Consider the following 20,879-nt stretch of genomic DNA (forward strand, 5'->3'; position numbering starts at 1 on the left):
AGTACTTGTCAACCGCCGGCGGTTGACAAGTACTCACGGGCGGCGGAGCCGCCTACAGCATGCAGGAAACGCAACCTTCGACCTCGGTACCCTCCAGAGCCATCTGACGCAGCCGGATGTAGTACAGCGTCTTGATGCCCTTGCGCCACGCGTAGATCTGCGCCTTGTTGATGTCGCGGGTGGTGGCGGTGTCCTTGAAGAACAGCGTCAGCGACAGCCCCTGGTCGACGTGCTGCGTCGCCGCGGCATAGGTGTCGACGATCTTCTCGTACCCGATCTCGTAGGCATCCTGGTAGTACTCCAGGTTGTCGTTGGTCAGGTAGGGCGCCGGGTAGTAGACGCGGCCGATCTTGCCTTCCTTGCGGATCTCGATCTTCGACGCCACCGGGTGGATGGAGCTGGTGGAGTAGTTGATGTACGAGATCGACCCCGTCGGCGGGACGGCCTGCAGGTTCTGGTTGTAGATGCCGTACTTCTGCACGGACGCCTTCAGCTCGCGCCAGTCGTCCTGCGTCGGGATGTGCACACCGGACTCGGCGAACAGCTGCCGCACCCGCTCCGTCTTCGGCTCCCACACCTGATCGGTGTACTTGTCGAAGTACTCGCCGGACGCGTACTTGGACTGCGGGAAGCCCTTGAAGTGGGTGCCCCGCTCGATGGCGATCCGGTTGGACGCCCGCACCGCGTGGAACACGACGGTATAGAAGTAGATGTTCGTGAAGTCGATGCCCTCGTCGGAGCCGTAGAAGATCCGCTCACGGGCCAGGTACCCGTGCAGGTTCATCTGCCCGAGGCCGATGGCGTGGGAGTCGTTGTTGCCCTGCTCGATCGACGGCACCGAGTAGATGTGCGTCTGATCGGACACCGCGGTGAGGGCGCGGATCGACACCTCGATGGTGCGTGCGAAGTCGGGCGAGTCCATGGTCTTCGCGATGTTCAGCGAGCCGAGGTTGCAGGAGATGTCCTTGCCGACCTCGCTGTACGAGAGGTCGTCGTTGAACAGCGACGGCGTCGAGACCTGCAGGATCTCCGAGCACAGGTTGGAGTGGGTGATCTTGCCCTCGATGGGGTTGGCCCGGTTCACCGTGTCCTCGAACATGATGTACGGGTAGCCCGACTCGAACTGCAGCTCGGCGATGGTCTGGAAGAACTCGCGCGCCTTGATCTTCGACTTGCGGATCCGCTTGTCGTCGACCATCTCGTAGTACTTCTCGGTGACATTGACGTCCGCGAACGGGACACCGTAGATGCGCTCGACGTCGTACGGCGAGAACAGGTACATGTCCTCGTTCTTCTTCGCCAGCTCGAACGTGATGTCCGGGATGACCACACCCAGCGACAGCGTCTTGATGCGGATCTTCTCGTCGGCGTTCTCCCGCTTGGTGTCGAGGAAGCGGTAGATGTCCGGGTGGTGCGCGTGCAGGTACACCGCGCCTGCGCCCTGACGCGCGCCGAGCTGGTTGGCGTACGAGAAGGAGTCCTCGAGCAGCTTCATGATCGGGATGACACCGGAGCTCTGGTTCTCGATCTTCTTGATCGGGGCACCGTGCTCGCGAACATTGCTGAGCAGCAACGCAACTCCGCCGCCGCGCTTGGACAGCTGCAGCGCCGAGTTGATGGAGCGGCCGATGGACTCCATGTTGTCCTCGATGCGAAGCAGGAAGCAGGACACGGGCTCGCCGCGCTGCTTCTTGCCGGAGTTGAGGAACGTGGGGGTGGCGGGCTGGAACCGGCCGGCAATGATCTCGTCGACGAGCTTGGTCGCCAGTTCCTCGTCGCCGGCGGCGAGCGTGAGGGCGACCATGCAGACGCGGTCCTCGAATCGCTCCAGGTAACGCTTGCCGTCGAACGTCTTCAGCGTGTACGAGGTGTAGTACTTGAACGCGCCCAGGAACGTCGGGAAGCGGAACTTCTTCGAGTAGGCGTGCTCGATCAGCGACTTCACGAACGCGCGCGAGTACTGGTCGAGGACCTCGGGCTCGTAGTAGTTCTCCTCCACGAGGTAGTCGAGCTTCTCGTCCAGGTTGTGGAAGAAGACGGTGTTCTGGTTGACGTGCTGCAGGAAGTACTGGCGGGCGGCGGCGACGTCCTTGTCGAACTGGATCTCGCCGTTGGGGCCGTACAGGTTGAGCATTGCGTTGAGTGCGTGGTAATCGAGACCGTTCGTCGAGTCTCCACCGCGCGCGTCGCGCTCTACGCTCCCCGCGTCGATGGTGTCTGTGATGGTCGGCGCCACTTCTCGTGCTCCTCGTCGTCTAAGTGATCCCAGAATTCACCCAGACCGGCCCTGACCCGCTCGACGTCCTCGGCTGTGCCCATGAGTTCGAAGCGGTAGAGGTAGGGAACGTGGCATTTCTGAGAAATGATGTTTCCTGCAAAGCAATAGGACTCACCGAAATTGGTGTTTCCTGCCGCGATCACTGCTCGGATCAGCGACCTGTTGTGTGTGTTGTTGAGAAATCGGATGACCGGCTTCGGGACGTAACTGGTGTCGCGGCCCGTGGCCGTCGTTCCCCCGCCATACGTGGGGACGATCAGCACGTAGGGTTCGCGAACCTCGAAGGTGCCCTCGCGGTCGTGAATGGGTATGCGCGTCGCAGGCAGCCCGAGCCGCTGGACGAATCGGTGCGTGTTCTCCGAGGCGCTGGAGAAGTACACCAGCGATGTCATCGGTTTCCACCATCCGGACTAGTACTACCGTTTACTGCCGCCCGGGAATCGGATCGAATTCTGCCTCGGGCGGTGCGATCGCCTCGCTTCAAGCAGCGTTTGCCGAGAGGGTCTTGATGCGGTCGGGGCGGAAGCCCGACCAGTGCTCGTCACCGGCCACGATCACGGGCGCCTGCAGGTATCCCAGTGCCATGACGTAGTCCCGGGCCTCGGGGTCTTCGGTGATGTCGACGACGGAGTATTCGATACCCGCCTTGTCGAGGGCCCGGTAGGTGGCATTGCACTGAACGCAAGCGGGCTTGGTGTAGACGGTGATGCTCATGAAGTCCCTCTTTCCACTGCCGAATGGAGCTGACGAAGTGTGTGTTCAGCGCACTGAGACTTCCCCTGATCGAGATGGCGGTGACCCCCGATGGAGATGCTCACCGAGTCGGTTCTCGTTGTGGTCTCTCAGTGCTCAAGACACTACACCTAGTGGCCGACAGAAACACTTAACCCGAGATGTTGTGAGTCACATTGATGAAATTCCCAGGTCGTCATCCCGCGGACCATAAATTTCGTGCTCGCTCCGGCGTGTCACACATCACATTTTCGGCGTGACGCGGAACACCCCTCGCATCGCGCTCGTGCACTGGAGGCTCCGGGAGCTTACGTCACCTCCGAGGACACGCCCGCATCCGCGGCGCAGGCCCCGGGAGAGCACCGTCCGGACCGGCCGCAGAGGACTCCGCCGGCCCACGGCGGCGTCCTCCGAGCGGCGTACTCGTCACACCCGGAGGCGCCGCTTCCCGGCCGCCTGCGGCCGGGCACACCGGGGGTCGCGTACGACGCGCCCCCCACGCTTGCCGACCGGTAACTGCCGGGCCGTCCCGCTACCGTGAGCGCATGTCCGACGACTCCCTGGACCACCTCGACTGGTCGGCACCCGTGGCGCGCACGCGGCGGGTGACGCCGAACATGCAGAGGATCACCCTCGCGGGCGGAGATCTCGGTCGATTCGAGTCCAGCGGAAGGCCGGACGAGCGCCTGCTCCTCGCCTTCCCGCCCGACGGCGAAGAGAAGCGCAGCTACACCGTGCGTCGCTGGGACCCGGACGCACTGGAGATGGACATCGATTTCGCCGTCCATGCGGGCGGGACCGCAGCACACTGGGCCGCGGGCGCGCACCCGGGCGAGACGCTCGGGTTCTCGACCGCCTCGGGGTGGTACGCGCCGCCCGCCGACACCGAGTGGCAGCTCCTCGTCGCCGACATGACGGCACTGCCCGCGGTGGGCCGGATCGTCGAGGAGCTACCCGGCTCGGCGCGGGTACACGTGATCGCGGAGGTCACCACCCCCGAGGACCGGCAGCAGTTCGCCACCGATGCCGCGCTGACCGTGACGTGGCTGGACGGGAGCGGAAACGGCGCCGGCAACAGTCTGCTCGCCGAGGCGGCCCGCGACTGGCCGCGACCGGATGCACCGGGATACGTGTGGTTCGCGGGCGAGGCAAGGGTGTCGCGGGCGGTGCGACGCTGGTTGCGCCACGACCTGCGCTGGCATGCGGACCGCTACGACGTCATCGGTTACTGGCGCGACAACAAGGAGGAGTGGGTCGCGCGGTACGAGACGGTGCGCGAAAAGATAGAAGCCGCCAGGGACTCTGCCCTGGCGGCCGGTGAAGACTTCGACTCGGTGCGCGACGCCGTCGACGCAGCCCTGGATCGGACCGGGCTGTAGCGACGGCGGCGCCGCGCGCGAGCGGAATCGTCAGGCGTCGACGAGCTGCTTCGTGGCGTCGACGAGGCTGGCGACGACGTCGGCAACCTGCTGCGCGACCTCCGCGTTCTCGCGCGGGTGCCGGTCGCCGAACTTGTCGATCGTGCCGCCGATGGCGAGGGTGACGTCCTCGAGGACCTTGCCACCTGCGATGCGGACGGCCTTGCGGGTGTCCTCGTGCGCCCACTGGGCACCGTTGCCGCTGGGCGAGGCGCTGATGACGGCGACGGGCTTGTCCTTCACGGCACCGGTGCCGTACGGCCGGGAGATCCAGTCGATGGCGTTCTTGAGGACGGCGGGGATGGTGCCGTTGTACTCGGGCGTGAGGAGCAGGAGCGCGTCGGCCCGGCCGGCGGCGTCGCGCAGCGCCTCGACGGCGGGGATGGAACCGGCGACGTCGATGTCCTCGTTGTAGAAGGGGACGTCTCCGAGGCCGTCGAACACGGTCACCTCGGCACCCTCGGGCGCCACGGCGATCGCGGTCTCCGCGAGCTGACGGTTGACCGAGGCGGCGCGCAGGCTGCCGACGAGAACGAGAACGTTGGTCTGTGACATGTCAATAATCCTTCGATGGTGCGTAGGGCGACTCGTGAACATGTATAGCAACTAAACGGACCGCGGTCCACTTATGTTCCCGTCACGGTAGGATGCGAGGCGTGACCAGTCCCCTCCTGCCCCAGATCGGGGTCGATCCCCCCGAACGCGGAGACGCCGCACGTAATCGGCGTCTTCTGCTCGACGCGGCCGCGCTGCTGGTCGCGGAGCGCGGCGTCGACGCCGTCACGATGGACGCGGTCGCCTGCAAGGCCGGTGTGGGCAAGGGCACAGTGTTCCGCCGGTTCGGCAGCCGGTCGGGCCTCATGCACGCACTCCTCGACCACACCGAACGGGAACTCCAGCAGTCCTTCATGTTCGGTCCACCGCCGCTCGGTCCGGGCGCCGACCCGATCGACCGGCTGATCGCCTTCGGGCACGCCCGCATCGCGATCGTCGAGGTACAGGGTGAGGTCCAGCGCGCGGCCGAGAATTCCCTCGAGTTCCGTTTCGCCGCACCCGCCCGGGCGGTGTCCGTGCGCCACGTCGTGTCCCTGCTCCGCGCGGCCGGGGTGCACGGCGACCACGAACTGCTCGCCTGCTCCCTGCTCGCACCGCTCGAGGCCACGCTGGTACTGCACGAACTGCGCGACCTCGGGATGTCCGTGGAACGTCTCGGCGACGCGTGGGAGGACCTGATCCGGCGCGTCACCCGATGTTGATCCCGAATCCGGACAATTTGTCTAACCTCGGGGAATGCGCACCACCGCCACCGTTCTCGGCCTCCTGACGTTCGCCTCGCTCACCGCCTGCGACGGGGACGCGCAGACCACGCCGCCGGATCCCGCGGGCCGCACCTACATCTCCACCTCCGTCGAGGGCGATCCCATTCCCGGCGGTGGGCCGCTCGTGCTCGGCTTCACCGACCCCGGACGCCTCTCCGTCGAGGCCGGATGCAATCAGGGCAGCGCCGACGTCGACCTGTCCGGCGGGAAGGTCGTGGCAGGTCCGCTCGCGATGACGCTGATGGCGTGTCCGGGAGAGGCCGCCGGCGCGGACGCCTGGGTGGCGGCGCTGCTCGACGCGCAGCCGAACTGGACCCTCGGCGGCGACACGCTCACCCTCACCACGCCCACCGGTTCGGTGACGCTGACGGACGAGAAGGTCGTCCGGCCGGATCGGCCCGTCGTCGGGACCACCTGGACGGTCACCGCGCTGATCAGCCCGGACGCGGTCACGACGACGGCGGCACTGGAGAGAACGGCACCCCAGTTGTTGATCGCCGGCGACGGTTCGGCGTCCGGCTTCACCGGCTGCAACCGCATGACCGGGACCGCGGACGTGCAGCAGAGTTCGATCTTGTTCAGCCCCTGGGCCACCACCCGGATGGCGTGCCCCCCGGACGTCTCGGAGGTCGAGCGTGCCGTACTCGCGGCGTTGACCGGGGAGACCGGTTACAGCGTCCATTCGGACTCGCTGCGACTGGTCAACAGCGACGGGATCGGGCTGACACTGCGGGCGGCCTAGAGAGCCGCGAGCCAGCGCCCGAGTTCCCGGGCGCTCGCATCGATCCGGGCGGGCCAGTCCAGTGCCGAGTCGTCGGCCGTGTCACTGACGTGCTTGACCAGTCGGCACCGGGCGCCGCCGCGAGCGCTGGCATAGGCGACCGCGAAGCCCTCCATGTCGACGAGGTCGGCTCTGCGGGCGAGCACGTCGCGCACACCGGCGTCGGACACGAACAGGTCGCCGGTCGCGAGCACGGAGCCGTCACCGTCCGGCAGGGCGAGGAGATCGGCCACCTCGTGCCCGAGCGCCCGGATGGCGTCGCCACTGATGTCGTGGTTGAGGACGGTCGACGGCGTGAACAGGCCGCTGTGGTGCTCGTGCAACGCACCGGCGGTGCCGATGTTGACGACGAGCGGTTTGTCCGTTCGCGGGTAGTCGGCGAGTGCGGACGCCACGGCCACGGCGGCGCTCACCTTGCCGATCCCGGTGATCAGGACCTCGAACTCGGACGGGACGTGCACCGCCTCCGCCTTGGTCGCGCTGACCACCAGAACGCCCGATCTACTCATGCGCGGAACCGTACCCTGCACTCGTCAGGGGCACTCGCTAGAGTTCTGTCATGGCGAATCTACGTGCGCAGATCCTCGAGGAACTCGGTGCCCAGCCCACCATCGATGCGGCTGACGAGATCCGCAAACGTGTTCAGTTCTTGAAGGACTACCTGCTGTCGACCCCGGCCAGGGGATTCGTCCTCGGCATCAGCGGCGGTCAGGACAGCACCCTCACCGGACGCCTCGCCCAGCTCGCGGCGAGCGAATTGCGCGACGAGGGCCACGACGCCGAGTTCGTCGCCGTGCGGCTGCCCTACGGCACCCAGGCCGACGAGTCCGACGCGCAGATCGCCCTCGACTTCATCAAGCCCGACCGGTCGGTGGTCGTCAACGTGAAGCCCGGCGCGGACGCCACCGCGAAGGAGTCGTCCGAGGCGCTGCGCGACATCATCGGCGACGGCGGCGAACTCCGCGACTTCGTCCGCGGAAACATCAAGGCCCGCGAACGCATGGTGATCCAGTACTCGATCGCCGGCCAGCTCGGATACCTCGTGGTCGGCACCGACCATGCCGCCGAGGCGATCACCGGCTTCTTCACCAAGTTCGGCGACGGCGGCGTGGACGTCACCCCGTTGACCGGGTTGTCCAAGCGTCAGGGCGCCGAACTCCTGCGCGAACTCGGCGCACCGGAGAGCACGTGGAAGAAGGTCCCCACCGCCGACCTCGAGGACGATCGCCCCGCCCTCCCCGACGAGGAAGCGCTCGGCGTCACGTACGCACAGATCGACGACTACCTCGAGGGCAAGGACGTGCCGGACGCCGTCGCCCAGAAGCTCGAGACCATGTTCCTGAATACCCGCCACAAGCGCACGGTCCCGGTGACCCCGCTCGACACGTGGTGGCGGTGACCCGATGGTCCAGGCGCTGGTCGCGGGCGGTACCGGCACTGCAGGCCGGCAGGTGGTCAAGGAGTTCCTCGCGCGTGGTCACTCCGTCCGGGTCCTGACCCGGCACGGCGGCGCGCCGGGCAGCGAGATCGCCCATTTCCACGGTGATCTCGTCACCGGTGACGGCCTCGCGGAGGCCCTCGACGGTGTCGACGTCGTGGTGGACACCACCGACGGCAAGACCCGCGGAACCCGGGCCGTGCTCGAGAAGGGGGCCGAGAACCTCCTCGCCACCGCGGACGGCGCGGGAGTCGGACGCGCCGTCCTGCTCTCCATCGTCAACGTCGACCGAAGCGAATTCCCTTACTACCGGGCGAAGCGGAAGCAGGAACGGGTCTACGAGAGTGCCGCGATGGAGACGTCGATCGTCCGGGCGACCCAGTTCCACGACTTCATTCCTATGATCGCGAAGCCGGCGAGCCGGACCGGGTTGATCCCCGCCTTCTCCAAGACGAGCTTCCAGACCATCGACACCAGAGACGTCGCGACCGCGCTGGTCGACGCCGCCCTGGCCGCCGAACCGGCGCCGGAGGAGCCGATCACGATCGGTGGCCCGGAGGTTCGCACCGCCCGCGATCTGACGGCGGCGTGGAAGAAGGCCACCGGGACGCACGGGTTCGTCGTGAACGTGCCTCTTCCCGGCGCGATGGGTCAGTTCTTTCGGGACGGGTCGAACCTGGTGCCCGACAATCGGTTCGGAACGATCACGTTCGACCGGTGGCTGGCCGACTCCGTGAACGCGGCCCGCTAGCCGCCGGCGAACGGCGGCAGCACGTCCACCTGTGTGCCGGCGGTGCGGGTCAGATCGCGCGTCAGCTCGGAGTCCACCAGGAAGGCGGAGACCGACAGCACCTGCTGCATGTCGGGACCGTACTTGGCGAGGAGAAGTGCCTTCACCTGGCCGAGATCCGCGCCGGCCGGGAGGTCGAGCGTTTCCTTGGTGCAGCCCGCCGCGTCGGCGGCGGCCGCGAAATACCGAACCGAGATGCCCGTCACGTCAACCACCGATTGCTCCCATGCTGCGTTGCGGCGGCGCGAAGCCGTCCGCGTTGATTCCGTGGCCCGCCCACTTGTTCCACATCGCGCCGCGCCACAACTGCGCCAGCTCCTCGTCGCCCGCACCCGACCGCAGGGCCGCCCGCAGGTCGATCTCCTGGTCACTGAACAGGCACGACCGTACCGTTCCCTCGGCCGTGAGGCGGGTGCGGTCGCAGTCGGAGCAGAACGAGCGGGTGACGGACGCGATGATCCCGACCGTGGCCGGTCCGCCGTCGACGAGCCACTCCTCGGCGGGCGCCGACGGATCTTCCCTCCCGTGTTCGGTGAGGGTGAACCGCTCGCCGAGGACGGCCAGCAACCGGTCGGCGGCGACCATGTTCTCGCGTGCCCACTCGTGGTCGGCGTCCAGCGGCATCTCCTCGATGAACCGCAGTGCGACGCCCTCGCTCAAGCACCACTCCAGGAGATCGGCCGCTCCACTGAGCGTTTCGGGCATCAGCACCGCATTGATCTTCAGCGGCGCCAGCCCGGCTCGGGCGGCGGCGCGGATACCGGCGATCACCGACGGCAGCCGGTCGCGCCGTGTCAGTCTCGCGAAGTGCTCACGATCGACCGAGTCGAGGGAGACGTTGACCCGCGTCAGTCCGGCGCGGGCGAGCCCGGCCGCGCGGTGCTCGAGACCTACCGCGTTGGTGGTCATCGCGAGCGGGATCCCCGGCGCGCGCTCGGCGCACCCGGCGATCATCTGCTCGAGATCCACGCGCATCAGCGGCTCGCCCCCGGTGAACCGCACCTCGCGCACACCGAGCCGGTGGACGGCGATGTCGACGAGCCGGACGATCTCGTCCGCGGTGAGGAGGTTCTCCGCCGGGATGGCGGGCAGGCCTTCCTCGGGCATGCAATACGTGCAGCGCAGCGAACACTTCTCGGTGATGGACACCCGCAGGTCACGCGCGACCCGGCCGAACCGGTCGACCAGCTGGTCGACGTCGGGCCTGCCCGCAAGCGAGACCGACGACCGGACGGTCGGGATTCCCATCGCCACCGCCGTCATCGAGTTGCCTTTCGCTGCATCTGTCCAGTATGCCGCGAGGGGGTGACCGTTGTCCGGCGCGGTGCCCTCGTCGCCCTCTCGGAGGGATGCCTAGGATTGGTGACCATGGCCGGAGGAACATCGTGACCGCACGCTCTGTGGAGCAGCACATCCAGCACGTCGCCGAACTCCTCGCGACGCTCCATGAGCGCCCGGCCGAGGAGATTCCGCTCGGCGAGGCACTGGGGCGCGCCCTCGCCGCCGACGTCCACTCCCCCGTCGACCTGCCGTTGTTCCGGAATTCGCAGATGGACGGATACGCGATCGACGCCGCATCCGTCACGTCGGTGCCGGCTGTGCTGCCGGTGCTGGGCGTGATCGCCGCGGGACCGGCCGGCGCCACCACCCACACTCCCGGGACCGCCTACCGGATCATGACCGGGGCCCCGATCCCCGACGGCGCCGACGCCGTCGTCCCGGTCGAGGACACGGAGGCCACGGACGGGCAGGTCCGCATCGAACGCTCGCGCGCCGCGGGCGAATTCGTGCGCGAGCGCGGCAGCGACGTCCGGGAGGGCACGCTCCTGCTGCCCGCAGGCAGTGTTCTCGCCGCCCGGCACATCGCCGTCCTCGCCGCCGTCGGCCTGCAGCGAGTCCCGGTGCGTCCGCGTCCCCGCGTCGCCGTGATCACCACGGGGGCCGAACTGGTGGACGCCGGGACCACACTGCACCCCGGCGAGATCTACGACTCCAACGGCATCGCCCTCGCGTCGAGCGCCAGGGCCAACGGCGCCGAGGTCGTCTCGATCACCCGCAGCGGCGACGACCCCGCCGAGTTCCGGACCCTGCTCGCGGAGGCGACCACCACCGCCGATCTCGTCCTCACCTCCGGCGGGGTGTCGATGGGCGACTTCGAGGTGGTCAAGGAGACGCTCTCACCGCTCGGCGCACAGTTCGGTCACGTCGCGATGCAACCGGGCGGCCCGCAGGGCACCGCCGTCGTGGACGGCACGCCCGTCCTCAACTTTCCCGGGAATCCGGTGAGCACGCTCGTCTCGTTCGAGGTGTTCGCGCGTCCCGAGATCCGGCGCGCGGCCGGGCTCCCCGCGACGGAACCCGAGGAGCTGCCGCTCGCCGCGGCCGTCACCTCCATTCCCGGCAAGCGGCAGTTCCTCCGCGCACGCCGCACCGATGCCGGAGTCGAACTCGTGTCCGGCCCCGGTTCCCATCTCGTCGCCGCGATGGCATGGGCGGACGTCCTCGTCGACGTTCCCGCCGACGTCACCGCGCTCGACGCCGGCCAACTCGTGAAGGTGATACCCCTATGAGCGACCTGACGCACCTCGACAGTGAGGGCCGCGCCCGCATGGTCGATGTGAGCGCGAAAGCGGACACGACCCGAATCGCGGTGGCCGCGGGGCAATTGGTCACCACACCCGCGGTGATCGAGCTGGTCCGGGCCGACGATCTACCCAAGGCGGACGTTCTCGCGACGGCCAGGATCGCCGGGATCTCGGGGGCGAAGAAGACGTCCGAGCTGATTCCGTTGTGCCATCAGCTCGCACTGTCCTCGGTGAAGCTGGAGTTCGGTTTCACCGACGATGCCATCACGATCGAGGCCACCGCGAAGACGAAGGGCCCGACGGGTGTCGAGATGGAGGCCCTCACCGCCGTGGCGGTGGCCGGATTGACGTTGCACGACATGGTGAAAGCCGTCGACCCTGCCGCGACCCTGGACGGTGTCCGGTTGCTCACCAAGGACGGCGGCAAACGCGGACACTGGACGCGTGAGCAGCAGAGCACCGGAATCCCCACGGTGACATCGCGATCCGCGGCCGTTCTGGTCGCCTCGACCGGCGGCGCGAAGGGCACTCGGGAAGACACGACCGGCCCGGTGATCGCCGCGTGGCTCGAGGACCGTGGCTTCACCACCCGGGGTCCGCTGGTCTACGCGGACGCCGACATCGCGGCCGGCCTCGCCGACGCACTGTCCGGCAATCCGGCGCTGATCATCAGCACCGGCGGCACCGGCGTCTCCCCCACGGATGCGACCCCGGAGGCCACCCGCGCGGTGCTCGACCGCGAACTGCCCGGTGTGGCCGACGCCATCCGGAGTCGCGGGACGGAGGTCACCCCGCACGCCTCGCTGAGCCGCGGACTCGCGGGTGTGGCGAACGGCACAGTCGTGGTGAATCTGCCCGGTTCGCCGGGCGGCGTCAAGGACGGATTGTCCGTCCTCGACCCCATCGTCGACCATCTCCTCGCTCAGGTCGCCGGCGGAGGTGCGCACGATGCCTGACATCCTCGCCCAGATCTCGGATCAACCCCTCGATCCCGCCGTCGTCGACGCCGCCGTGGCCGGGCCCGAGCACGGCGCCGTCGTGGTGTTCACCGGCGTCGTGCGCAATCACGATGGCGGACAATCCGTTTCGGCCCTCGAATACCAGTCGCACCCGGACGCCGAACGCTTCCTCCGTACCGTGTGCGAGGAGGTCGCGGCGTCCACCGGACTGCCCGTGGCGGCCATCCACCGGGTCGGATCCCTCACCGTCGGCGACCTCGCGGTGGTCGCCGCGGTCGCCGCACCCCACCGCGCCGAGGCGTTCGCCGCGTGCGCCGAACTGGTGGAGCGCATCAAGCACGAGGTACCCATCTGGAAGCGGCAGAAATTCGCCGACGGGGCCTCGGAATGGGTCGGTTTGTGACTCCTCGGTCGGACCGTCCGGCTGCCACCGGGTAGAGTGGCGATCACTAGGTGACCACGACGGTCATCCAGCGTCGTAGAACGCATTCAGTTCGGTCACCCGAATCCTGTTGGATGTGCACCACCGCATCCGCTCTTCTTACGGCGAAGAAGCTTGCCGACCGGCAACGCCGCCAACCTGTGCTCGAGCTCCGACGGAGACCTTCCGTATCGGCCCTCCGGGCACAACCCTGTGCCCGAAAGGCCTGACCACTTGTCTGATACACATACTCCCGACACCACGTTCGCCGCGCTCGGTGTCCGTGAACCACTGGTGAAAGCACTCGCCGACAAGGGGATCACCTCCCCGTTCCCCATCCAGGTCGACACCCTCCCCGACACGCTGTCGGGCCGCGACGTGCTCGGCCGGGGCAAGACGGGCAGCGGTAAGACGCTGGCCTTCTCCATCCCGATGGTGTCCCGCCTCGCGGGTGAACTGTCGGGCGGAAAGCGGCGCCCGGGCCGCCCGGTGGGCCTGATCCTGGCCCCCACCCGCGAGCTCGCCACGCAGATCACCGCAACCCTCGAGCCCCTCGCAGCCGCCTACGACCTGCGGGTCACCACGATCTTCGGTGGTGTCTCCCAGAACCGTCAGGTGAGCGCTCTCAAGGCCGGCGTCGACATCGTCGTCGCGTGCCCCGGACGGCTCGAAGACCTGATGAAGCAGAAGTTCGTGAGCCTCGACGCCGTCGAGATCACCGTGCTCGACGAGGCCGATCACATGGCCGACCTCGGCTTCCTGCCCGTCGTCACCCGCATCCTCACCGCGACTCCCCAGCAGGGGCAGCGGCTGCTGTTCTCCGCCACCCTGGACAACGGCGTCGACAAGCTGGTGAAGCGGTTCCTGAAGAACGAGGTCCTGCACTCGGTCGACGAGGCGAACTCGCCTGTCGCGGCCATGACGCACCACGTGTTCGACGTGGACGGCGTCGAAGCCAAGCGGAAGCTGGTCGAGCGGCTGGCGTCCGGAACCGGACGCCGGATCCTGTTCATGCGCACCAAGCACCAGGCCCGCAAGCTGGCCCGTCAGCTCACCGAGGCGGGAATCCCCTCGGTCGACCTGCACGGCAACCTGTCGCAGGCGGCCCGTGACCGCAACCTCGCGTCGTTCTCCGCCGGTGAGGCACGCGTGCTGGTGGCCACCGACGTCGCCGCGCGCGGCGTCCACGTCGACGACGTGCAGTTGGTCGTCCACGTCGATCCGCCCGCCGAGCACAAGGCATACCTGCACCGTTCCGGTCGCACCGCACGCGCGGGCAGCGCCGGCGACGTCGTGACGGTTGTGCTGCCCGAGCAGCGTAAGGACCTCGCCGTCCTGATGCGTAAGGCCGCGATCAAGGTGACGCCCGTCCGCAGCACCGCGGAGTCCGCACACGTGCTCGACCTGGTCGGCGACATCGCGCCGCACGTCACCCCCGCCCCCAAGGCGGCGGCGCCGGCGTCCAACGGTGGCGGACGCAACCAGCGACCGGGCGGCGCCCAGGGCGGACGCGGCGGTCAGGGCGGTCGCGCACACGGCCAGGGCGGCGGGGCGCGTCGCTCCCGCTCGGGTGCGGCCGGACGCCCGCGCGCCGCTGCGTCCACGGGCGGCGGCACCCGCACGGCGTCCGCCGGTGGCTCACGCCGCCGTCAGGGCTAGAACTTCTCGAGGTGGACGGCGTCGGCCAGTGGCCGGCGCCCCCGCCACCCGAAGCGCTCGAGGTCCGGTACCTGCTGGAACTCGGCAACCTTCCCCACGCACAGCCAGGCGATGGGGCGCACCGGGTCGGGGATTCCCAGCAATTCGGTGAGATAGGGCTCGTCGTAGAACGACACCCAGCCGACGCCGACGTTCTCGGCGGCCGCGGCGAGCCACAGATTCTGGATCGCAAGCACGGCGGAGAACAGACCGGTGTCGTCGACCGTGTGCCTGCCGAGGATGTGTTCGCCGCCGCGGCTCCGGTCGTAGGTGACGACGATGCCCATACCGCTCTCGCAGATCCCTTCGATCTTGATGGGATCGAACGTCTTCTTTCGGTCTTCGGGCAGCGAGTCCGCGAAACGCCGCCGCGCGCCCGCCACGTGGTCGGCGAACGTGCTCAATGTCTCGGTGTCGCGCACGACGACGAAATCCCAGGGCTGAGTGTTGCCGACGCTGGGGGCGCAGTGCGCCGCGCCCAGGATGCGGTCGAGCACGTCGGCCGCGATCGGCTCTCCGGTGAATTCGGCCCGCACGTCGCGGCGACGACGGATCGCGTCGTACACGGACAGCGCGGGCTCGGGATTCGTTTCAGGACTACACACAGACTCGGTCACGCGGTCACGGTATAGCGGTGCACGCCCAGCATCGCGCCGGGGTCCGCCTCTTCTCCCTCCGCCACGACACAGTCCGCGAGCCGGGTCCGCACCTGCTCGGCCTCGATGTCGGCGCCGATGAGCACCAGCTGGGTCGCCCGCTCCTCGCCGGATTCCCAGCGCGTCGACGTGAATCTGATGTGCGGACCGACCGTCTGCACCTCGAACTTCCGCGACTGCCCGGGCACCGCAAAGTGCACGAATCCCTTGATCCGGTAGATCCCGACCGGTCGCTTCTCGAGGAACTCGACGAGCCGCCGCGGATCGATCGGGTCGTCCGAGGCGAAATCCAGTGCCTCGTAGGACGAGTGGAGGTGATCGTGGTCCTCGCAGTGGTCGTGCTGGTCCAGCAGGAGCTGGTCGAGGGTGAGTTGCTCCCCCGCCGCCGGTTCACGCCCGGGTTCCCGGTCGAACAACAGGGTGGGCTCGATCCGGCCGTGGTCGGTCGTCAGGACGGGCGCGCGGTCGTTGTAGTCGCGGACCATCGCCTGCACGGCGGCGCGCCGGCCGTCGTCGATGCGGTCCGTCTTGTTCAGGATCACGAGGTCGGCGAGTGTGACGTGCTTGCCGAGGTCCGGGTGCTGCGCCGACATGTCCTCGAACTGCTCACCGTCCACCATCACGACCAGACCGCCGTACACGACGTACGGGTTGGTGCTGCCGAGAACGAGCCGAATCATGTTGCGCGGCTCGGCAAGTCCGCTCGCCTCGACGATGATCACGTCGATCTGCGACGTGGGATGCGCCAGGCGGTCCAGCATCTCGTCCATGTCGCTGACGTCCACGGCGCAGCACATGCAGCCGTTGCTCAGCGACACCATGGAATCGACCTGACCGGCCACCATCATCGAATCGATGTTCACGGCGCCGAAGTCGTTGACGATGACGCCGACCCGGACCCCGCGGTTGTTGCGCAGCACGTGGTTGAGCAGGGTGGTCTTTCCCGAACCGAGGAATCCGGCGACGATGACGACGGGAATCCGCTTCTTCGCCAACGCTGCGACCTCCGTGGGACCTCGACGATCTACCGGGCGCCCATCCTAGCGCCCCACCCCCGCGGAGAGGATCGCCGCGTCGACGACGGCAGCGGGTGACATCGGCAGCGCATGATGCGTGGCTCCGGGAATCGTCGTGACCGTGGCTGACGGGAGCAACCGGCGAACGTTCGCCGCCACCCTCCCCGGATCGTGCGCCCGGCTCGCCCCGGCCAGCACCACCGACGTGTGGGCGGTCAGCCGCGCCAGCGCGTCCCGCTTCGGGCGTGGGGGCACCACGAGCGTGGTGCGGCCGAAGGCGGCCGTCCCGAGCGCGGTGACGCCGAGCCACCGGGGGTCGACCCCGGCGCCTGCGGTCTCCCAGCCGATCAGGCTCCGCTGCCGCTTCTCCGTCGGCCTGATCAGCACCGGCACCGCACGGAGCAGGTATCTCGGGCTCATGCCCGCAAAGCAGGACGTCGGGTCGAGCAGCACCAGGCTGTCGACGCGACGGGAACCGTGCAGCGCGTAGGCGAGGGCGATCATCGCGCCGTACGAATGGCCGACCACTGCGGACGCGTTCACCTCGAGATGGTCGAGCACGGCGTCCAGCCACTCGAACAGGTTCAGGGCCGTGCGCAGCGGTGCACCGTCGTTCACGCTGCGCCCCACGTCGCCCATGACGTCCACCGCGAGCACCCGGTGACTGCGGGCGAGCGCCGCGACGTTCGCGATCCACACGGTCGACGTCGCCCCGCCTCCGGGAAGCAGGAGAAGCGGCGCCCCCGACGCGGGTCCGCACACGTTGACCCGGGTGGACCCGAACGGTGTGGGGACGTCGACGGGGGTGACGTTCACCGGCCAGTCGTCCAGCAGCGCGTCGTAGGCGGCAACGAAGTCGTCGACTACCGACATCAGCCCTCCTCGAATTATCTCGATGATCGAGATACTAGACAATCGAACGAAAAGTCGCAGTAGATTGCAGGGCGTGAACCCGGACGACGGCGCACAGACCGTGCACCGACTGCGTGCACTCGCAGTCGAGCTGAACCTGCTCGGTGCCGAATTCGCGCAACTGCACGGACTGCACACCACCGATCTGCGCGCCCTGATCTGCATCCTCGACGCCGACCGGGCGGGCCTCGCCGCCACACCCGGATGGCTCGGAGGTCAGCTCGGCATCAACTCCGCCTCGGTCACCGCCCTCCTCGACCGCATGGAAAAATCCGGCCTGATCCGGCGCGACCGGGACGCCGACGACCGTCGCAGGTCGCTGCTCGCCGTCACACCCCGCGCCGTCGACCTCGGTCAGACGTTCTTCGGACCGCTCATCGACCGGACGGCCTCCGTCCTCCGCGACTTCGACGCTGTCGAAAGAGCTACCATTTCACGGTTTCTCGACGGCGTGAACCGAGCGGTCGCCGTCGAACGCCGGGCCGGTGCTCAGCGGACGGATGGCGACGAGTCGAGGTCGCGGACACGACGCGCGGGCGACCCGGCGTAGAGCCCGTTCGGCTCGCAGTCGCGGGTGACCACCGTGCCCGCCCCGATGACACATCCGTCCCCCACCGTCACTCCGGGGAGGATGATCGCGCCTGCGCCGATCCAGCATCCGTCGCCGATTACGATCGGACGGTCGACCACCCGCCCGCCCCGGCCGGAGCTCGGACCGATCTCGTGCGTGCTCGTGATGAATTGGGCCCGGTGCCCGACAGCAACCTGCCTGCCGAGCGTGATGGGCGCGGTGCCGTCGAACAGCACTCCGCGGTTGACGAACGTCCCCAGCCCCATCGTGACGTCCTTGCTGCCGAAGTGGCAGCCGGAACAGATGCCGGCCCCCCACACTTTCGCGCCTGCCGCCATCAGCAGGAGAACCCGCAGCCACACGGGGACGAACGCGGAGGCCTGGACGATGGTGACGAACCGCATCCCGTCACCCTATCCCCAAGCGTCAGGTCCACTACCGGACGTTGCTCGTCGTTAACTGCGACACCGCCCGAAGATCCGAGACGCGGCGTACTATGTGGGCGCCATCGAAGATGCCCGAGGGGGGACAGTGAGACAACTGGATAGCGACGGATTCGCTGCACTGATGGAATCCATCCCCCACGCGATCAGCGTTCACGACCGGGAACGAAACCTCGTGTTCAGCAACCCCGCCTGTGCGGCCCTGATCGGCTACGACACCGAAGAATTCGCAGACCTCGAGCACGAGCAGCTGTTCCACCCCGACGACGCCGAACTGTGGGGAACCATGCTCGCCCGGGTCCTGGGCACGGAAAGAACCAGCGCGACAGCACATCTGCGAATCCGCCACCGGGAAGGCCACTGGATCTGGGTGCGCGTCGCGGCGTCCACGTTCACGGCAGGCACCGAGAGGTTGGTCGCCCTCGTGCTCCAGGACGAATCCGACACGATCTGGGGCAACCCCACGGCCGCGAGGCAACCGATCCGATAGCCCCGCGCTTCACCGACCGTCGCCGGACGCCGCGCCACTGCACGGCGGAGTCCGGACGGTCGCGCCGCACCGCCGACAGAAATGGGTGCGGTGCCCACCGTTGTTCGACGTCGCGCACCCACACACCTCCCATCCCACCAGGCACGTGTTGGCGGCCAGCGTGTGCCCGTTCGGACAGCGCCCCGGCGCGGTTTCGGTTCTGGCGGCCACAACGTCGAATCTACCCGGTTATCGAACGTATGTACGAGTTCGACCTCGAGTACCGTCGCTGCGCTGGTCGGTCACATGTAGTTACCGGGCGAACCGTCCTCCTGCCCGTCCTCCCGCTCCACCAGGAACCAGCTCCCGGGGGCGTAGATCAGCTCCCGGGCGGCACGGACGATGACGAGCGCCCCGGACTCGTGGATGCTGTAGCTGTCGTCGTCGCCGAAGTCGGTGACGGCGAACTCCGCCAATTGGTCGAATGATCGATGCGTCACAGTGAATGTCATGACGCCAGTGTCCCACCGGGACAAGGGGGGAATGAGGAAAGCCTCTCACCCGCATTGTCTGCGGATGAGAGGCTTCTCCCGAAAGTGGAGCTAAGGGGACTCGAACCCCTGACCCCCACACTGCCAGTGTGGTCGAGGGGGTTTCGGTGTGTTTCATAGTGTTCCATCTTCCCTGGTAGTAAAGGCATTTGACGTTTCAGGCGGTTTCATTCGTTGCCTGGCGTTTCATCAATCTAAGGCAATCCGTAGGCAATACGGTCTCTTGCAGGACACGAACAGGCCGCTATTCGTGCGCCACGACGCGCATGGTCTGTGCCATCGCCGCCAAGTCGTCACGATGCACGTTCGTGTAGGTGTCCTTCATCAGCGTCTCGGAATGTCCATGCCACGCCGCGATCAGATGCGCTGGGTACTCCGACCGCATAAGCGACACCGACACCGACCGGAGGTCACGCAGGGTGATCGGCGGCAACCCGGCGCGCTTCACAATCCTCGCGAATGTCTGCGAGTAGGACCGGACCCGCATCGGCTCCCCCGTCTCCACACTCATGAGATAGCTGTCGTCCGCCCACGACACCCCGAGACCGAGACGTTCCTCTTGTTGCCGCCGCTTCATCACCCGCAGCACACCCGCCAGGTCCTCGGGCAGAGGCAGGGTGCGGTCGGAACGTTCGGTTTTCGTGGGCACCTCTTCGTCGGTTCCCGGCGCGATCTCCACCCGCGCCCGTTCGATCGCGATCGTGTTCGCATCGAAATCGATATCGGTCCACCGCAGGCCGGCCACCTCCCCGCGGCGCAACCCGAGCGTCGAGAGCAAGAACAAACCGTGCAACCGGTGATCAGCCGCGGCGGCACGGAACAGATCACGCTCCGCCACGGTCCACCCCCTCCACTGCTTCTGCTTCTTCTGCTGCTGCTTCTGCGGGGTGCGTTTCTGCGACGGTGTCGGGACAGGGGCGGCAGGGTCGCGGCTGATCCACCCCGCGGTGTGCGCGAACTCGAACACCATCTTCGCCGTGTTCACTGCCAACCTGACCGTTTCCGACGAGAGTGCTTGCCCGCGTGACCCCCCGGACTTACGTAGCTCCTCGACCCAGCCGATCAGGTTGGTGGTGCCGACCGCCGTCAGTTTCGACGAGCCCATGTCACGACGCAGATAGCCGATAGCGTCGCGGTAGTTGCGGAGCGTGTTCGGGTGCTTGTCTGCGATCGCGAGAGACTTCAGCCAATTGTCCACGGCGTCGGAGACGGTCATCTTCGCGTAGGCGACAGAGCTGTCGGTACTCACGGAGTTTTCGCGAAACCACTTGAGTGCCTCACGTTTATGGTTCGCCGGAAAGGTTCGCATCTTGCGGATCTGCTTGCCTGTGACGGGGTGGTAGCCGATCGTGGCGCGGGTGCGCCACCGCCCGTCGGGCAGCTTCCGGACAGGTTCCGTTGCATCGCGGGTCATCGGGTGCCCCCGAGGATGCGATGGACGGTGGACCTTGGAACCCCGGTCTTGGCCGCTATGGTTCGCACGGACTGGCCGCGTGAATGAAGCGCCTGAATGTGGGCGACCAGGACGGCGCCGCTGCTGAGTTGCTCTTTGAGTTGCTCTTCGCCCGCGTGGAACTCGTGTCCACACTCGGGACATGTAACCGTCTCGTCCGAGTCGTATTCCGAATCGGCGTACTTGTGGACGGTCGCGACCGCGTGGCCGGTCACATCGGAGATGGCGCGAATCGACTTGCCATCCCTGCGTAGCTCCTGAATCTTCTCGACCTCACCCCACGTCAACCTTGCCATGTGTCCCAGTGTACTAGAACAGCTGGAACGGTCACGCCCCGCGAAGCTCCAGGGCCGCCTGAATCGGCGTCTGACCTGCAAAGGAAGGCGTGC

At 67.5% G+C, this 20,879-nt stretch carries 25 protein-coding genes; 11 read left to right on the forward strand and 14 right to left on the reverse strand.

Translation table 11 applies throughout. The features are described from left to right. Positions 1-52: 52 nt before the first annotated feature. From nrdE to GO592_RS17325, 3 genes are all read right to left on the reverse strand, one after another. A complete protein-coding gene (gene nrdE, locus GO592_RS17315) occupies positions 53-2,236 on the reverse strand; it encodes a class 1b ribonucleoside-diphosphate reductase subunit alpha (RefSeq protein ID WP_039951003.1) in 2,184 nt (727 codons plus the stop codon). Further along, entirely contained in the window at positions 2,194-2,670 is a 477-nt protein-coding gene (nrdI, locus tag GO592_RS17320; protein WP_007296824.1) for a class Ib ribonucleoside-diphosphate reductase assembly flavoprotein NrdI, read from the reverse strand. The genes nrdE and nrdI overlap by 43 nt, the downstream gene beginning before the upstream one ends. Before the next feature lie 88 nt (positions 2,671-2,758). Continuing rightward, the gene (locus tag GO592_RS17325) at positions 2,759-2,992 is read right to left on the reverse strand and encodes a redoxin NrdH (RefSeq protein WP_005240286.1); all 234 of its coding nucleotides are present in this window, start codon (positions 2,990-2,992) and stop codon (positions 2,759-2,761) included. 563 nt (positions 2,993-3,555) lie between these two features. Here GO592_RS17325 and GO592_RS17330 point away from each other — a divergent pair. Next, positions 3,556-4,389: a siderophore-interacting protein gene (locus tag GO592_RS17330; protein WP_007296823.1), complete on the forward strand. Its 834-nt coding sequence runs from the start codon at positions 3,556-3,558 to the stop codon at positions 4,387-4,389. 30 nt (positions 4,390-4,419) lie between these two features. Here GO592_RS17330 and GO592_RS17335 read toward each other — a convergent pair whose 3' ends face one another. Further along, positions 4,420-4,983: an NAD(P)H-dependent oxidoreductase gene (locus GO592_RS17335; RefSeq protein WP_005240282.1), complete on the reverse strand. Its 564-nt coding sequence runs from the start codon at positions 4,981-4,983 to the stop codon at positions 4,420-4,422. 101 nt (positions 4,984-5,084) lie between these two features. Between GO592_RS17335 and GO592_RS17340 the strand changes: the two genes are divergently transcribed. Together GO592_RS17340 and GO592_RS17345 are read left to right on the forward strand one after the other, a co-directional pair. Then, positions 5,085-5,684 carry a TetR/AcrR family transcriptional regulator gene (locus GO592_RS17340; protein WP_005240279.1) on the forward strand — a complete coding sequence of 200 codons (600 nt, stop codon included), beginning with the start codon at positions 5,085-5,087 and terminating at the stop codon, positions 5,682-5,684. A gap of 34 nt (positions 5,685-5,718) precedes the next feature. Beyond that, positions 5,719-6,489 carry an META domain-containing protein gene (locus tag GO592_RS17345; RefSeq protein WP_007296822.1) on the forward strand — a complete coding sequence of 257 codons (771 nt, stop codon included), beginning with the start codon at positions 5,719-5,721 and terminating at the stop codon, positions 6,487-6,489. Here GO592_RS17345 and GO592_RS17350 read toward each other — a convergent pair. After that, positions 6,486-7,037 carry a nucleosidase gene (locus tag GO592_RS17350; protein WP_007296821.1) on the reverse strand — a complete coding sequence of 184 codons (552 nt, stop codon included), beginning with the start codon at positions 7,035-7,037 and terminating at the stop codon, positions 6,486-6,488. The genes GO592_RS17345 and GO592_RS17350 overlap by 4 nt on opposite strands. 50 nt (positions 7,038-7,087) lie before the next feature. On the opposite strand from GO592_RS17350, the gene nadE reads away from it, so the two are divergent. Together nadE and GO592_RS17360 are read left to right on the forward strand one after the other, a co-directional pair. Next, positions 7,088-7,927 (forward strand): ammonia-dependent NAD(+) synthetase, encoded by an 840-nt coding sequence (gene nadE, locus GO592_RS17355; RefSeq protein ID WP_005566362.1) that lies wholly within the window; start codon positions 7,088-7,090, stop codon positions 7,925-7,927. Positions 7,928-7,931: 4 nt separating this feature from the next. Then, a complete protein-coding gene (locus tag GO592_RS17360) occupies positions 7,932-8,717 on the forward strand; it encodes an SDR family oxidoreductase (RefSeq protein ID WP_007296820.1) in 786 nt (261 codons plus the stop codon). On the opposite strand, the gene GO592_RS17365 is transcribed toward GO592_RS17360, so the two are convergent. Both GO592_RS17365 and moaA read right to left on the reverse strand, forming a co-directional pair. Further along, the gene (locus GO592_RS17365; RefSeq protein WP_005259586.1) at positions 8,714-8,971 is read right to left on the reverse strand and encodes a MoaD/ThiS family protein; all 258 of its coding nucleotides are present in this window, start codon (positions 8,969-8,971) and stop codon (positions 8,714-8,716) included. The genes GO592_RS17360 and GO592_RS17365 overlap by 4 nt on opposite strands. Then, positions 8,964-10,019 carry a GTP 3',8-cyclase MoaA gene (moaA, locus tag GO592_RS17370; RefSeq protein ID WP_005259589.1) on the reverse strand — a complete coding sequence of 352 codons (1,056 nt, stop codon included), beginning with the start codon at positions 10,017-10,019 and terminating at the stop codon, positions 8,964-8,966. Before moaA ends, GO592_RS17365 begins: the two co-directional genes overlap by 8 nt. Positions 10,020-10,141: 122 nt before the next feature. Between moaA and GO592_RS17375 the strand changes: the two genes are divergently transcribed. The 4 genes from GO592_RS17375 to GO592_RS17390 all read left to right on the forward strand — a co-directional run bounded on the left by GO592_RS17375 (position 10,142) and on the right by GO592_RS17390 (position 14,380). Continuing rightward, positions 10,142-11,326 (forward strand): molybdopterin molybdotransferase MoeA, encoded by a 1,185-nt coding sequence (locus GO592_RS17375; protein ID WP_039951000.1) that lies wholly within the window; start codon positions 10,142-10,144, stop codon positions 11,324-11,326. Next, the gene (gene moaCB / locus GO592_RS17380) at positions 11,323-12,297 is read left to right on the forward strand and encodes a bifunctional molybdenum cofactor biosynthesis protein MoaC/MoaB (protein ID WP_005259593.1); all 975 of its coding nucleotides are present in this window, start codon (positions 11,323-11,325) and stop codon (positions 12,295-12,297) included. Before GO592_RS17375 ends, moaCB begins: the two co-directional genes overlap by 4 nt. Beyond that, entirely contained in the window at positions 12,290-12,703 is a 414-nt protein-coding gene (locus GO592_RS17385; protein WP_007296818.1) for a molybdenum cofactor biosynthesis protein MoaE, read from the forward strand. Before moaCB ends, GO592_RS17385 begins: the two co-directional genes overlap by 8 nt. 252 nt (positions 12,704-12,955) lie before the next feature. Further along, the gene (locus tag GO592_RS17390; protein ID WP_172650505.1) at positions 12,956-14,380 is read left to right on the forward strand and encodes a DEAD/DEAH box helicase; all 1,425 of its coding nucleotides are present in this window, start codon (positions 12,956-12,958) and stop codon (positions 14,378-14,380) included. Here the strand turns inward: GO592_RS17390 and bluB are convergent. Genes bluB through GO592_RS17405 form a run of 3 tightly spaced genes read right to left on the reverse strand, consistent with a single transcriptional unit; the run spans position 14,377 to position 16,964 of the window. Then, positions 14,377-15,036, reverse strand: a complete 660-nt coding sequence (gene bluB / locus GO592_RS17395; RefSeq protein WP_050998593.1) for a 5,6-dimethylbenzimidazole synthase — start codon at positions 15,034-15,036, stop codon at positions 14,377-14,379. The two genes, GO592_RS17390 and bluB, sit on opposite strands and share 4 nt — an antisense overlap. Beyond that, positions 15,033-16,070 (reverse strand): CobW family GTP-binding protein, encoded by a 1,038-nt coding sequence (locus tag GO592_RS17400; protein ID WP_007296815.1) that lies wholly within the window; start codon positions 16,068-16,070, stop codon positions 15,033-15,035. The genes bluB and GO592_RS17400 overlap by 4 nt, the downstream gene beginning before the upstream one ends. Before the next feature lie 45 nt (positions 16,071-16,115). After that, on the reverse strand, positions 16,116-16,964 hold the full coding sequence (locus tag GO592_RS17405; protein ID WP_007296814.1) for an alpha/beta fold hydrolase: 849 nt from the start codon (positions 16,962-16,964) through the stop codon (positions 16,116-16,118). Positions 16,965-17,028: 64 nt separating this feature from the next. Between GO592_RS17405 and GO592_RS17410 the strand changes: the two genes are divergently transcribed. Beyond that, positions 17,029-17,553: a MarR family winged helix-turn-helix transcriptional regulator gene (locus tag GO592_RS17410; protein ID WP_007296813.1), complete on the forward strand. Its 525-nt coding sequence runs from the start codon at positions 17,029-17,031 to the stop codon at positions 17,551-17,553. Here GO592_RS17410 and GO592_RS17415 read toward each other — a convergent pair. Next, a complete protein-coding gene (locus GO592_RS17415; protein ID WP_007296812.1) occupies positions 17,493-17,978 on the reverse strand; it encodes an acyltransferase in 486 nt (161 codons plus the stop codon). The two genes, GO592_RS17410 and GO592_RS17415, sit on opposite strands and share 61 nt — an antisense overlap. Positions 17,979-18,105: 127 nt before the next feature. On the opposite strand from GO592_RS17415, the gene GO592_RS17420 reads away from it, so the two are divergent. After that, positions 18,106-18,507, forward strand: coding sequence for a PAS domain S-box protein (locus GO592_RS17420; RefSeq protein ID WP_039950998.1), 402 nt, complete (start codon positions 18,106-18,108; stop codon positions 18,505-18,507). Between the two features lie 281 nt (positions 18,508-18,788). Here the strand turns inward: GO592_RS17420 and GO592_RS17425 are convergent, their stop codons facing one another. From GO592_RS17425 to GO592_RS17435, 3 genes are all read right to left on the reverse strand, one after another. Beyond that, positions 18,789-18,998: a hypothetical protein gene (locus GO592_RS17425; protein WP_011598322.1), complete on the reverse strand. Its 210-nt coding sequence runs from the start codon at positions 18,996-18,998 to the stop codon at positions 18,789-18,791. A gap of 283 nt (positions 18,999-19,281) precedes the next feature. Continuing rightward, positions 19,282-20,451: a tyrosine-type recombinase/integrase gene (locus GO592_RS17430; RefSeq protein WP_007296809.1), complete on the reverse strand. Its 1,170-nt coding sequence runs from the start codon at positions 20,449-20,451 to the stop codon at positions 19,282-19,284. Continuing rightward, positions 20,448-20,786: a helix-turn-helix domain-containing protein gene (locus tag GO592_RS17435; RefSeq protein WP_007296808.1), complete on the reverse strand. Its 339-nt coding sequence runs from the start codon at positions 20,784-20,786 to the stop codon at positions 20,448-20,450. Before GO592_RS17435 ends, GO592_RS17430 begins: the two co-directional genes overlap by 4 nt. Positions 20,787-20,879 lie beyond the last annotated feature (93 nt).

The sequence above is a fragment of the Rhodococcus sp. 21391 genome, from assembly GCF_016772255.1.
Classification (GTDB): domain Bacteria; phylum Actinomycetota; class Actinomycetes; order Mycobacteriales; family Mycobacteriaceae; genus Rhodococcus_F; species Rhodococcus_F opacus.